Consider the following 14,096-nt stretch of genomic DNA (forward strand, 5'->3'; position numbering starts at 1 on the left):
AATATGTTGTAGGAATTTCTTCATTAGAAGTTGTTCCATTTTGCTTGTCACGGGCTTGCCTCGGGAGCATGCTGAAATGGTGCAATTTCTGATGTTAGAAATCCTCAACTTATTCTCAGTAACCGGAACAACAGAGTACCTGTTCTTTCGGTATTTTACCACATAATTCTAAGTTATATCCTCATTAATTTCAGGTATAGCCATTTTTAAGAACTCTTCCATTGCTCGTGTGAAGTATTTTCCCTTTTTGGTGTAGAAATATACGTTACGGCAAATGCTATCCTCATTCAGCTTATAATAGATTACGTTAGGGTCAGGTTTTGTATATCTTATAAGCGTATCACTTAAAAAGCTGATGCCCATTCCATAGCAGGTAAGGTTATAAGACGTAACTAACTGATCTAATTTTAAAATCACATTTGGTGAAAAGTTATGATGTTGACATATCTTCTCGGCACGTTTTCGTGTGTCATTTCCAGATCTTAAAAATAGAAATGGTTCATCTTTAAATAGTTCCAAAGGAACACTAGGTGTAGATGAATCAAGATGTTTATTATTTATTATGTCATGAGCAGTTAATTGATAATTTATAGTTTTACTATTAACTTCAAATTTCTTTGGAACAGCTAAAAGCAAGTTTTCATTACAGTACTTATGTCTAGAGTATATATTTTCGTTAAACTCATAATTATCTATAACAAGATCTAAAGCACCAGAGAAGAGTTGCTGCTCTAAAAGTGCAGTATTAGCTTCAACCATATGAATAGAAACAAGTGGAAATTTTTCTCTAAAATCTGTGATTATAGGAGGAAGAATATAAGAAGCAAAAAGATTACTTCCGCCTATGGCTATATTTCCAGTACGTAACTCGTTCATATTGCTTAAGAAATTCTCGAATCCATTTTCGATATCAAGAATCTTTTCTATACATTTTACATACTCCTGTCCGCAAGGAGTTAATTGAATTGGATTTGTACTTCGGTCAAACAAAGGAAAACCTACACGCGCTTCTATCTTTTTTATAGTTGCGCTAAGGGAAGGTTGAGAAATATACAGGTTTTGAGCGGCTTTTGAAAAACTTTTTTCCTTATTAACCTCATACACATATTCCATACCTTTAAACATAAATAACCTCCACATATAAATAAAAATCTATAATACTTATATCATTATATGTATTTGATTATATTGTAGAGGACACTTATAATTAAGTCAACAAATGAATTAGAAGAATTTGATAATAAACCAATAATTTATACAAGAAGTGCCGATTATAATGTGGGGGCGAAGGTTATGATAAGGGAAATAAAGTTAGAAAATAAAGATATCAATTTCCGTAAGGAGAACGACTCAATTGGAAGCAAGGACATACCTGAAGATGTATATTATGGTGTACAATCTTTGCGTGCTGCTGAAAACTTTAGGATTACTGGATTGTTCATGCATCCAGAAATTATAAATAGTTTAGCGTATATAAAGAAAGCAGCTGCTATAACAAATTGTGAAGTTGGAGTTTTAGACAAAAAGATTGCAGATGCAATTGTAAAAGCTTGTGATGAGATATTAAGAGGAAATCTGCATGAATACTTTATTGTTGACCCAATTCAAGGTGGAGCAGGAACTTCACTTAATATGAATGCTAATGAGGTCATAGCCAACCGTGCAATTGAGATACTTGGAGGTAAAAAAGGAGAATATTCTATTGTACATCCAAATGATCATGTAAACTGCGGACAATCCACTAACGATGTTATACCAACAGCAGGGAAAATTACTGCTTTAAAATTATTGGAACATGCTCAAAGTGAGCTATATAGATTACATGATGCATTTTCACAAAAAGCTATAGAATTTGATCACATAATAAAAATGGGAAGAACTCAAATGCAAGATGCAGTACCAATTCGTTTAGGTCAAGAATTTAAAGCTTATTCAGTAGCCATAATGAGAGATGTTAACCGTATGGAAAAAGCTATGGATGAGATGCGAGTTCTTAATATGGGAGGAACTGCAATAGGTACTGGAGTTAATGCAGACGTAAAGTATCTTAAACGAGTTGTTCCAAATTTATCAGAGATTACTGGAATGGATCTTATACAAGCTTTTGATTTAATAGATTCAACACAAAACTTAGATTCCTTTGTAGCAGTATCAGGAGCTGTTAAGGCTTGTGCAGTAACATTATCTAAGATTGCTAATGACTTAAGATTAATGTCTTCTGGACCAAGAACAGGATTTGGAGAAATTAATCTTCCAGCAAAACAAAATGGTTCTTCTATCATGCCAGGAAAAGTTAACCCAGTTATTCCTGAGGTAGTAAACCAAGTGGCATTCAATATTATTGGTAATGATACGACAATCACAATGGCAGCAGAAGGTGGACAATTAGAACTTAATGCATTTGAACCAATTATATTCTATTGTTTATTTCAATCAATTGATACTCTAACTTATGCAGTTCAAACTTTCATAGATAATTGTGTAAAAGGTATTACAGCCAATGAAGAAAGATGCCGTGATTTAGTAGAAAACAGTGTTGGAATAATTACAGCAATTTGTCCACATGTAGGATATTCAACAGCTGCAAACCTAGCTAAAGAAGCCATAAAAACAGGAACATCTATTAGGACTTTGATATTAGAAGCAGGGCTTTTAAGTGAAGATGAACTAAATGAAATTTTAGATCCATTTAATATGACAGAGCCGGGGATATCAGGAAAGAAATCTATTAGCAATGAATTAAAAACAGTTTAATAAATTTTGTGAGTAAGCTTAAAATTAAATAGCAAGAGAAATCATTTGGAGTGATATGAGATTCATAATTTTAATCTCATATCACTCCTTATTTTTATGCTCTTGGCACATGGTAAACTCCATATTAATTAATTGACATGAAAAAATTTTTTCTAATTCATATAAAGATGTTTGAAATAGATGCTATATTACAAGAAAGAATCTTGTGATATGTGCTTGAGGTACTAAAATAGAGGGTTTAACGTATAATATTTGAGTTGAAATTTGAATGAATTTAATTTATAAAAGTCGCACTAACGAATATTTTGATAAGCTTAAAATGGATTTTTTTGATTATTCAGAATTTTAAAAACATAGGAATAAATGATTTTTTGTGTTATAATACATGCGGAAATTGAATTTTCTTGTATAAATTTTCAAAAGTGAGACATTATGTCAACATTTGATTATAAAAGCAATAAGAAATTTAGTAAAATAACATTATTTTTTTAATAAAAATCTATTGTTTTTTTATTAAGTATGTTTAAATTTGGAATTTTGTCTTTTTAAATACTTATAAGGTTTTATCAAATATATTCTCTGTAGTAAGTTTTTGAAACGAGAAAATTCTAAGTTGCAGCATTTTAGAAGGGGGATATTAAAATGAAAAAATTAGGATTAGCATTTCAAATTCTTCTAGGGCTTGTGTTAGGTATTGCAATAGGAGCTGCTTTTTATGGCAATCCAGTTGTAGCATCATACTTACAGCCTATTGGAGATATATTCATCAGACTAATCAAAATGATAGTTGTTCCTATAGTATTTTCATCACTTGTTGTTGGTGTTGCTGGTGTAGGTGATATTAAGCAGGTAGGAAAAATAGGAGGAAAAACTATACTGTATTTTGAAATAGTAACTACAGTTGCCATTGTAATAGGACTAGTTGTAGCCAATGTGGCTCATCCAGGAAGTGGAATTAATATTCAACAACTTTCGTCAGTTAGTATCGAAAAATATATGAATACAGCTGAAACTGTATCTAGCCATGGTTTTGCAGATACATTTTTAAATATTGTTCCAACAAATATCTTTGAATCTCTTTCAAAAGGTGATTTACTTGCAGTTATATTCTTTTCGGTTATGTTTGGTTTAGGTGTCGCTGCAATTGGAGAAAAAGGAAAGCCTGTTCTTGCTTTTTGTCAAGGTGTGGCTGATTCAATGTTTTGGGTAACTAATCAAATTATGAAACTTGCACCACTTGGAGTATTTGGATTAATTGGTGTAACAGTTTCTAAATTTGGAGTAGCTTCATTGATTCCATTAGGTAAATTAGTTATTAGTGTTTATGTAGCTATGATTTTCTTTATATTTGTTATATTTGGCTTGATAGGTAAGATGTGTGGTTCAAGCATTATATCACTTATGAAGATTTTAAAAGATGAAATTATTCTTGCGTACACTACAGCAAGTTCTGAAGCAGTTTTACCAAAACTTATGGAGAAGATGGAAAAGTATGGCTGTCCGAAAGCTATTACATCTTTTGTTATTCCAACTGGGTATTCATTTAACTTAGATGGGTCTACTTTATATCAGGCGATTGCAGCACTTTTTATCGCCCAAATATATGGGATAAATCTGCCAATTGCTACGCAAATAAATTTAGTATTTGTACTAATGGTTACATCAAAAGGTATGGCTGGAGTTCCAGGAGCATCCTTTGTTGTTTTATTAGCAACCGTTGGTTCTGTAGGTATACCTGTAGAAGGGGTAGCTTTCATTGCAGGAATAGATCGTATTGTTGATATGGCAAGAACTGTTGTTAATATAATTGGAAACTCATTAGCAGTTATCGTTATTTCCAAATGGGAAGGGAAATATGATACAGAAAAAGGAAAGAAATATTTGAACATTATCAAAAAAGCAGCTTAATCACATAGAAACATGTGAATCTTAAAAAGCAGAAATAGCGTTATTTCCAAGGACTATGGAAATATCGCTGAAAGTACTAAATTTCAGGTTTCATAACTAATGCTTGCTCCAAATTTCATTGTGACAAGCATTAGTTAAACAACCTACAATTAAGAACTTTTAACTGAAAATTTTTAAAAATAAGTATAGAATATTCTATACTTATTTTTTTTATTTTATGATTTAGCGTTCAGAAAACCACCTGCTAAGCGGGTGGTCCTGACTTCTGCATGAAAGTAATGCTGCTATTAATTGATTGTATTAGTTAAATCCAGTTAAATTATCGAAATTCATAGATTCAAAATGAACTAATAAGGGCAATAAGTATGTAGGAATATATTAAACAATTGTAGTCCTGGTCATTATAATTACTTGTATTATTGAGTTTGTGATTTAGAGTTACAATGTGTAGATTTGACGCAGTAAATTATAAAAATGTTCTTTAAAAACTGAATAATGCGATTTTTGCAAAATATGCTCTAATTAATGAAGAATAATAAGTTATTGTTCATTAACTGCTAAAAAAACAAGCAAAGGCCGCATAATGGATACTAATCCAGTATTTGGCCTATTTTTACATGTATGTCGTATGTACACGATGTTATTTGCAATCGGATTTATTAAAATCTCTGAGCATTTCAGTAAATTTTTCAATTTGGTAATCATCCCATTTTGAAATGCGTTCATAGAATATGGATTCCTTTTCTTTTAAAGCATTTAGTGTTTTTTGTCGTCCAAGTTCAGTTAAAGATAATAGTATTCCTCTTCGATCATCAGGAGATATTTCACTTTTCACATAACTCAGGCTTTTGAGTTGATTGACAAGGCGGCTTACAGAGCTGCGATCCATAGCTACTGATTCTGCTAAAACTGTAGCGCTTGTTGGGCCAAATGAGAAAAGCCAACGGACAAGCAGAAAGGCTGCGGGCTGTAATGTTGAATCGAAGCGAGCTGCGGTTCTGACATTGATCGCATGTGAGGCACTTATAAGTGCATTTAATTGTTCGCCAAGTTCCAATTCTAATTGTGTTCTCTTAGTGTTATTGTCCATAGTACACCTCAATTTAATATTTTAACTTATATAATAAAATGTTTGACATATGTCAAATAAAAATATATACTTGATATATGTCAAGTATAGTTATTTATTTATTACAAGTCAAGTAAATCCGATACATTAAATTTACGGTATATACACATGATATTAAATAATAATTTATTATACAAATATTAAGGAGGAGGATTATTGTGAATACTCAACCAATTGCTGTAATCACTGGTGCCACTAATGGGCTTGGACAAATCGTTGCGATTGAATTAGCAAAACGAGGTACTCACCTTGTATTGACTGCTCGGAACAGAAGGAAAGCAGAAGAGACTAAAGAGATGATAAAGAATATTGCACCAAAAACAGAAATAGACTTCTTTTTCGGAAATCTGTCATTGATGGAAGATGTCAGAAAGATCGGAAATGAGATTAAAGCCTCATATCCCAATATTGATGTGCTTGTGAATAATGCAGGACTGCACGCATTTGAGCAGCGAATAACATCTGAGGGCTTTTCAGAAATGATAGCAGTGAATTATTTGGCTCCATGGGTATTAACCTATACATTAAAACAATCTTTAATAAATTCAGGAAATGCTAGGGTTATCAACGTTGCTTCGGAGGCATCTCGAAAACATGGTGAACTTAAGTTACCAGATGATTTGATAAATACTAATACATTTACTTCTAGAGAGTCATCTTTGCTTTATGGAAAAACTAAGTTGCTCGATATTATGTTTACTGGGGAATTGTCACACCGATTCAAAGGAACAGGAGTCACTGTTAATGCACTCGATCCGGGATTTAATGTGACGGGTCTTGGACGTGAGCTTTGGTTTGCTTCCGTACTTGAACGTATATTAAAATTTTTGCATATAGGAGATCCGCATAAAGGGGCTGATATTATTCTTCGTTTAGCAATAGAGTCGCAATATCAGGGGGTGACGGGTGGCTACTTTAGTGCTGGAACTGGCAAGCCTATTGTTCCTGTGTATCCTGGTGGGGATGGCACTATGCAAAATAAATTGTGGAATGATACTAAAGAATTGTTGCAACAAAAAGGATTTATAGAGTGAACAAATGTACTAGTACTACTTTTATAAAAATAAATAACAAATTGTAAAAATCGCATTATTCAAGCATGTGAATTTGCGATTTTTTGTTGCACAATTCTAAAAATGAGTACAAAAAATGCCCCAATAAAGGGGCGTATATGTATGTGATAATTAATATTTGCGGGGTATTTATATTATACGTTAATATGTCTTAAATAATACGTAATTAAAATATCATATTCCCACATTAAATGGATTGAAAATGGAGTACAGATCTGATTATGGAGACATCCTTAGTTTATGAGTATTTTATGAAATTATTCATGATAAAAATAATAAAAGCTCCATAAAAATAAGTAACTCAAAAATTAATGGATAAAAGTGTAAAGAATTATAAATAAAGAGTAACTAAAAGATAAAAATAACGATTAAGAGGTTTCCTTTAATTATATGAAGGTTAACTTCATATAATTAAAAATATTAATATAATTTTTGAATAAGTATTCAAACAATTCAATTCAAACTAATATGCTAAGTAGTTTGGGAATTTTGAAATTTAAGATGTAAAAGATAATTGACCACTACCAGCTATTATGACTTTATAACCATATTGCATAGGATTTAAGACATATTGCAATGAGTTTGGCTCAAAGCGTATAGATTGTTCCATTTGAGTAGCCACCTTTCATAATTCGAGTGTTATACAAGTAAGTAATTAAATTTATCATGTGGAATTATTAAATAAATATGCATATGTAGATTTGGTGAAGTAAATAAAATATGTTCTTTGAAAACTGAATGATGTGATATTTAAAAATCTGTTATAATATTTATTAAACAAAAGAAAGTTTATTTAATAGATATTATGAAGGTTAAGGTTATGATAAAGAAATAAGATATGCCTGTTTGTGATGTTGCAACAACTGTACATGTACAGATATTGGGCAGTAAGTGGAAACTATTAATGGAACTTTTTTGTGCGTACTGTTCATATAAAAAAAGTTTTTATATAATAGTTTTATGAAGGAGCTGATATTATATGAAGACAGTTTTAGAAGTTATAAAAGAAAGAAGATCTATAAGATTTTTTAAAGAAGAACAGATAAAAAAAGAAGAGTTAGAGAGAATTTTAGAGGCTGGTTTATGGGCGCCGTGTGCAGGAAATCTACAAGCGGTAAAATTTGTTGTAGTTCAAGATAAGAGATTAAATGATGAATTGGGAAAGATAAATAGAGAACTTTTCGGAGCTGCAAGGAGAAACGATAAATCAAGTGGAAGTATTGCTGATGATGATAGTATTAAAAGTGCTTTTTATAAAGCTCCTGTAGTAATTTATTTATTTGCACCAGATAATTATTCTGATGCAATTCAGGACTGTTGTGTTGCAAGTCAAAATATTATGCTTGAAGCAGCAGAAATAAATATTGGTTCTGTTTATATTTCAAGAGGAGAAAAAACATTTGAAACTGAATTAGGTAAGAAAAGTAAGGAAAAATGGGGATTAGATAGTACTTATCAATGTCATGGTATTATTCCACTTGGTTACATATCTAAAAATGGTAAACCACAGCCAAGGAAAGAAAATAGAATTATTTTTGATTAAAAAGATTTATGTATTGTTTAAAATTTAATAACGTATTTAAATATCACATTATCATAGTAATAGATAGATAATGTGATATTTTTATGTACAGTTCTTCACGATACTAAAATAAAACGTAATAGTAAATAAATGCGAATTAAATTGAAAATTTATAATGTCTAATTTATAATACTAACTATATTAAGTTGTAAAGAGGGGAATAGGAATATGAAAAAAGTTTGTATGCCATATTCCTATATTGTCTCCATGAAACTTAAGGGGCAACAGTAGTTAAGTGAACTGTTATTAAGGAGTTTGTAATGAAAAAAGTAAGATTATTAAATTTTATACCACTAATAATTGCAGCGCCTCCAGTCATTATTGGAGTGATAGTAATGTATTTGCACAATGTTACTGTCTTTACTGTTGGACAAAATATTTTTTGTTTATTAATAGGGGGATTGATTTCATCTTTTGTTGTATCAAGAAAAGAAAAAATGAAAGGTATTAATACTGAGAGCGTCACTATATTTGTCTCAGTAATACTACTATTTCTAACTCTTATTAATTCAGGAATGGAAGGGGTACATAGATGGATATCTCTTGGACCAATTAAGTTCTATGTGGCAAGTATAGTTTTGCCTATTGTGATTATTAAGTTATGGGGGGGATTGGTGAATGGAAAACAGAGGGTGACCATAATTACTACAATAATTGTATCACTCCTTTTACTAAGACAGCCAGATGCTTCGCAGTTAACTGCATTTATAATTCCAATGATTATTCTTATATGGAATAACACCAGAAACAATATAATTCGTTTTAGTATTGCAGGAGCACTTTTAATAATGGCTGTTGTTTCGTGGGTGTATTTAGATGCATTACCACCTGTATCATATGTAGAAGAAATACTTAGTCTTGCAGCTAATACCGGAATCATATGGTTTGTTTTAGGAGTTATATCATTAGTTATATTACCATTGCCATTTATAATCTTTCCCCAAAAGGACTCAAAACTAATATCCAGGTGTATTGGTATATATTTTATTATTATATTGATATCTACACAATTTGGGAACTTCCCAATTCCATTGATGGGATACGGGATTTCTCCTATTATAGGTTACTTTATAGCAATTACCTGGCTGGTTAAGGATAAAGCCAAAAAGAAAAATCAGATAAAATAATCGATTATGTTAATTCATAACATTCTGAAATCATGAATCAATAAAAATAAATAACAAATTGTAAAGTCGCATTATTCAAGAGATGGAATTTGCGATTTTTTTATGCGTACTATGTAGATATTGTGCAGTAATTTAAAATAAAAATTCGATCTTTGAAAATTGAATAATGCGGTATTTATAAATTATATTATAATAATTAAATTAGTAATAGTATTCTTAAGCTACATATGTGTGTTTAGAAGTAAGGTTAGATGATGTAAAATAAGCATCATATCTTTGCAAATCATATAGATATCATAATGAGAGAAAAATAAGAGGAATCATCTTATTCGGAAAATTTCTCTTATTTATTACTGCATCACTCATAATGCTTCCTTAATGACTTATTAAATTCTAGCAGCTACAATCTGAACTAGCAATAATTGCAGAAAGTGTTGCATTGTTTAATGTTGCTACAGTACCTATAGCAGAGGAAAATGTTATTTCAGCAGAATAAGTGCAGCATTCATTAGATTGACAAGTATTACAATCGCAGACAAAGAAGCTAAAAGTGCTTGCACTAGCCAAAAGAGCAGAGCTACCATAGCTGTAAGAGGCTATTGGAACTCTAAGATTATAAGGACAGTTTTTAAAGATTGTTACTATAATATTAATTGTTGCTCCTTCAGTACCTGAGATTACTTCAACATTAGATGCAAATTCAATATTCACACAAGGATTATTACACCATTTAGGAATACCTACTGGAACTGTAGCTAGTACTAGTGGAGTTGCTGGGGTAGTAGCAGGTACTGAGATTAATCCGCTAGAGCCACTACATTTTAAAATAGTTGAACAGTGTTCTTTTTCTTTTTTGCAATCATAATGATAAACATTTGATTCTGAATTCATAATGAAATCCTCCTTTTAATTATATTGATATAAATTAAGAGCTAGCAGAAAAAATTGACTTAGTAAGGAATATTATTGATTATATACAAATGCAACACATTTGAAATTATCATATAAAATATAGGAGACTTTTCTATACCTAATTATATGACAGTTAAAGTGGTATTGATTATAAACTAAAGTAAAAATTAATGTATTGTATAAGGTTATATTTCTTCTTGTAGTCCTTACATTGTGTATTAGTAAAAATAAATAATTAAGTTAAAATATCGTATTATTTTAGAAGTGAATTTGTGATGTTTTTGTTGCACAATACTAAAACAGGAGGTAAAGTGATGAGTAAAAGATTTGAAGATCAAGTAATGAAATTTGATATAACAAATACAAAGTTAAAAATTGAGATAACATTAAAAGATTTAGCATGGTTATTTGAAAATAGTCCAAGCAATTATGACCTTGATGGTGAAGGCCCAGCAAAGGTTAAAAGAGGTAAAAGAAAAGAATTTGCTGAGTTTATTGTAAATAGACTTAAAGATGATTCGAGCGAAGATTCAAATAATGTAGTTTAGGGAGAACCTTTTGAAATGATATTTGAAGAAATATTAGAAGGTGCAGAAGATGAAATAGTTAAATATCCGAACGAAGAAGATTATTAAAATCGGAGGTTGAAGTAATGAAGTCTTTATTTGATATTCATTGTATTGCAATTATTAGAAGCACTCAAGCGACATTAGATTTTTTAAAAAAATCTAAAAAGCCGAAAATAGTTAATATTACATCAAGATTAGGATCATTAAGTGCAATGGCATCAGGAGAATTTGAGGATCGTAATTTTCCATATTCGTATCGCTAAAGCGTCTCAAAATATGTTGAGTATTTGCTTGAAACAAGAACTTAAATCATACGATACAGATGTTATTTCAATTCATCCAGGAAAAGTTAAAACACAATCAGGTTCATCCGATGCAAATTCAAGTGCATGTGAATCTGCTAGAAAGATATTCAAATGGATTGAAGGCGATAATACTATAAAACTTAGTAAATTGTTTTTAATTAACAAGGGGGGGAATGTTTATGGTAAATATGTTGTTTAGTTCATATAATTTTCACGAAAGTTGGGCAAAAGATATAGTATCGAAATATATAAATTCTAATGATAAAGTTTTAATAATTCCATTTTCATTTGGCGAAAATATATGTAGTGATAATGATTGGCAGAATGCCTATAGTAAGAATAATGGTAGATATTATGAAAGTATCGTTGTTCCATTTTTGAATTACGGAATTAAAGAAGAAAATATAAATTGGATAAATTATTTTAAAGATACAGAGGAAAATGCGAAAGTTAAAATAAAAAATGCTAACATAATATTTTTTACTGGTGGTCTGCCAGATAAAATGATGTTACGTCTTAAAAAGTTTAATTTCATTGATGATATTGAAAACTTTACAGGTGTCATTATTGGCAGTAGTGCAGGAGCAATGATCCAAATATCAGAATATCACATTACTCCAGATGAAGATTATAAAATATTTACATACAATACAGGACTAAATTTGATTAAGGAGTTTGATATTGAAGTTCACTATGGAGAAACTGAAATTCAGAATAAATACATTAATAAGGTATTAGGAGAAAAGAGAGAGAAAGTATACGCAATTACAAATACTGGTGGAATAATTATTGATAATAAAAAGATAACCTTATTAGGGAATATTCAAACATTTAGCAAACAGTAATAAACAATATGTAGATTTGATGTAGTAAATAAAAAAGGTCTTCGAAAATTGAATAGTTCGGTATTACAGAATGTGCTATAATAAACTAAAGCGCAAATATCATTGTAAAAAGGAGATTGAAATGGCTAGGTCACGGAAAAAAGCCTTCTAAAATAGAATTACAAAAATTTTTAGGAGGCCCGAATTATGAATTTTAATTTAATAGATATTAATCATTGGAGTAGAAAGCCATACTTTGAACATTATTTAAATAATGTGAAATGTACTTATAGTATGACTGCCAATATAGAAATAACCGATTTATTTTATGAAATTAAACTTAAAAATATTAAATTTTATCCTACACTTATTTATATGATTGCAACTGTGGTTAATAATCATAAAGAATTCCGTATTTGTTTTGATCATGAAGGTAGTTTAGGATATTGGGATAGCATGAATCCAAGCTATACTATTTTCCATGAAGAAAACGAAACATTTTCAAGTATTTGGACGGAATATAACGAAAGTTTTTTACGTTTTTATAGTGATTATCTTGATGATATAAAAAACTATGGAAATATCATGAAGTTTACTCCGAAATCAAATCAGCCTGGCAATACATTTCCGGTATCAAGTATTCCTTGGGTGAGTTTTACAGGATTTAATTTGAATGTGTATAATGAAGGAACATATTTAATTCCTATTTTTACTGCAGGAAAGTATTTCAAACAAGGAAATAAAATATTTATTCCTATATCAATACAAGTACATCATGCTATCTGTGACGGTTATCATGCTAGTAGATTTATTAATGAAATGCAAGAATTAGCGTTTAGTTTTCAAGAATGGTTAGAAAATAAATAAATATATTTAGATAGTCATGTCTTGATTACATTATTTATAGAGTAATAAAAAATAAAGAATAGAAGAAATACCGCATTATTCAATAAAAATGAATTTGCGGTATTTGTTTACTTAAGTACTGCGCAATACTAAGATAAAACGTAATAGTAAATTATTGTGATGCAAAGATTATTTATTTATGGGCATTATCTATCTATATGATAACTCACAGAAAAGAAACAGTCTATATTTTTTTCAATTTATCCATATAATTAATATTGTTGCAACAGATAAATAATTAGATTGGAGAAAGAATATGATAAAGAAGAAAATAGCAAATATCCCTTTTGGACCATTCATTACAGTTTTAGCAGGCGCCATGGTTAATGGAAAACCAAACTATACCACAATAGGTGCATATGGTGTTGTAAGTGAGAAGCCTGTATTGTATATTTCACTGAAAAATTCCCACTATACAACTTCAGGTGTAGTAGAAAATGGATTCTTCAGTGTAAATATACCATCCTCTGAATCTATTTATAAGACTGATCTTTGCGGGTGCGTCTCTGGTAATAAAGAAGATAAATCAAATGTATTTGATTCGTTTTATGATGATGCAGGAAATGCACCAATGATAAAAGAATGCCCTGTAAATTATCTTTGTAAGGTAATACAGACAATTCCTATATTTGATTTTACGATGTTTATTGGAGAAATTGTTGCAGTATATGCGAATGAAGACTGTCTGGAAAATGGAACACCAAATGCCCTTGAGGTTAAACCAACAATTATGATGTATCCAGGGTACTATGATTTAAAGGATAAAGTTGGTACGTTATTTAAAACATATAGGAGCATCAGTACCGATGAACCTAGATAGCAAGCATTAATATAAGGATCATACGTAATCTTCTAATATGATTTATTAGTCATAAAAATAAGATGGTTGAACAATGGTAAATTCACATTTTTCTTAAATCATGAATCAATAAAATTAAATAACAAATTGTAAAATCGTATTATTCAAGAAATTGAATTTACGATTTTTTTTAATGTGTTATACCACT

14 protein-coding genes are annotated in these 14,096 nt (G+C 30.2%); 11 read left to right on the forward strand and 3 right to left on the reverse strand.

The annotated features are described in order from the left end of the window. Nucleotides 1-168: 168 nt before the first annotated feature. The gene (locus tag L3B96_RS06620) at nucleotides 169-1,125 is read right to left on the reverse strand and encodes a LysR family transcriptional regulator (RefSeq protein WP_238859499.1); all 957 of its coding nucleotides are present in this window, start codon (nucleotides 1,123-1,125) and stop codon (nucleotides 169-171) included. A gap of 168 nt (nucleotides 1,126-1,293) precedes the next feature. Between L3B96_RS06620 and L3B96_RS06625 the strand changes: the two genes are divergently transcribed. Beyond that, entirely contained in the window at nucleotides 1,294-2,754 is a 1,461-nt protein-coding gene (locus L3B96_RS06625; RefSeq protein WP_077310109.1) for an aspartate ammonia-lyase, read from the forward strand. 642 nt (nucleotides 2,755-3,396) lie between these two features. Continuing rightward, nucleotides 3,397-4,662 (forward strand): cation:dicarboxylase symporter family transporter, encoded by a 1,266-nt coding sequence (locus L3B96_RS06630; RefSeq protein WP_017210115.1) that lies wholly within the window; start codon nucleotides 3,397-3,399, stop codon nucleotides 4,660-4,662. A gap of 640 nt (nucleotides 4,663-5,302) precedes the next feature. On the opposite strand, the gene L3B96_RS06635 is transcribed toward L3B96_RS06630, so the two are convergent. Next, a complete protein-coding gene (locus tag L3B96_RS06635; RefSeq protein WP_238859501.1) occupies nucleotides 5,303-5,752 on the reverse strand; it encodes a MarR family winged helix-turn-helix transcriptional regulator in 450 nt (149 codons plus the stop codon). A 197-nt stretch (nucleotides 5,753-5,949) separates the two neighbouring features. Between L3B96_RS06635 and L3B96_RS06640 the strand changes: the two genes are divergently transcribed. From L3B96_RS06640 to L3B96_RS06650, 3 genes are all read left to right on the forward strand, one after another. Next, the gene (locus tag L3B96_RS06640; RefSeq protein WP_238859510.1) at nucleotides 5,950-6,825 is read left to right on the forward strand and encodes an SDR family NAD(P)-dependent oxidoreductase; all 876 of its coding nucleotides are present in this window, start codon (nucleotides 5,950-5,952) and stop codon (nucleotides 6,823-6,825) included. Between the two features lie 1,018 nt (nucleotides 6,826-7,843). After that, complete coding sequence (locus L3B96_RS06645; protein ID WP_238859511.1) at nucleotides 7,844-8,407, forward strand: nitroreductase family protein; 564 nt, start codon at nucleotides 7,844-7,846, stop codon at nucleotides 8,405-8,407. A 299-nt stretch (nucleotides 8,408-8,706) separates the two neighbouring features. Then, nucleotides 8,707-9,573 carry a cell division protein gene (locus tag L3B96_RS06650; RefSeq protein ID WP_238859514.1) on the forward strand — a complete coding sequence of 289 codons (867 nt, stop codon included), beginning with the start codon at nucleotides 8,707-8,709 and terminating at the stop codon, nucleotides 9,571-9,573. A 393-nt stretch (nucleotides 9,574-9,966) separates the two neighbouring features. On the opposite strand, the gene L3B96_RS06655 is transcribed toward L3B96_RS06650, so the two are convergent. Then, nucleotides 9,967-10,464 (reverse strand): DUF4489 domain-containing protein, encoded by a 498-nt coding sequence (locus L3B96_RS06655; protein WP_238859516.1) that lies wholly within the window; start codon nucleotides 10,462-10,464, stop codon nucleotides 9,967-9,969. 335 nt (nucleotides 10,465-10,799) lie between these two features. Here L3B96_RS06655 and L3B96_RS06660 point away from each other — a divergent pair, with 335 nt between their 5' ends. From L3B96_RS06660 to L3B96_RS06685, 6 genes are all read left to right on the forward strand, one after another. Next, nucleotides 10,800-11,033, forward strand: a complete 234-nt coding sequence (locus L3B96_RS06660; protein WP_238859517.1) for a hypothetical protein — start codon at nucleotides 10,800-10,802, stop codon at nucleotides 11,031-11,033. A 104-nt stretch (nucleotides 11,034-11,137) separates the two neighbouring features. Then, nucleotides 11,138-11,317, forward strand: coding sequence for a hypothetical protein (locus tag L3B96_RS06665; protein WP_238859519.1), 180 nt, complete (start codon nucleotides 11,138-11,140; stop codon nucleotides 11,315-11,317). A 28-nt stretch (nucleotides 11,318-11,345) separates the two neighbouring features. Continuing rightward, entirely contained in the window at nucleotides 11,346-11,558 is a 213-nt protein-coding gene (locus L3B96_RS06670) for a hypothetical protein (protein WP_238859521.1), read from the forward strand. Then, nucleotides 11,539-12,204: a Type 1 glutamine amidotransferase-like domain-containing protein gene (locus tag L3B96_RS06675; RefSeq protein WP_238859523.1), complete on the forward strand. Its 666-nt coding sequence runs from the start codon at nucleotides 11,539-11,541 to the stop codon at nucleotides 12,202-12,204. Before L3B96_RS06670 ends, L3B96_RS06675 begins: the two co-directional genes overlap by 20 nt. Nucleotides 12,205-12,390: 186 nt before the next feature. After that, a complete protein-coding gene (gene catA, locus L3B96_RS06680) occupies nucleotides 12,391-13,050 on the forward strand; it encodes a type A chloramphenicol O-acetyltransferase (protein ID WP_238859525.1) in 660 nt (219 codons plus the stop codon). Between the two features lie 295 nt (nucleotides 13,051-13,345). Continuing rightward, a complete protein-coding gene (locus tag L3B96_RS06685) occupies nucleotides 13,346-13,909 on the forward strand; it encodes a flavin reductase family protein (protein ID WP_238859526.1) in 564 nt (187 codons plus the stop codon). The last annotated feature ends 187 nt before the right edge of the window (nucleotides 13,910-14,096 follow it).

This window comes from Clostridium sp. YIM B02569, from assembly GCF_022320765.1.
Lineage (GTDB): Bacteria > Bacillota > Clostridia > Clostridiales > Clostridiaceae > Clostridium > Clostridium beijerinckii.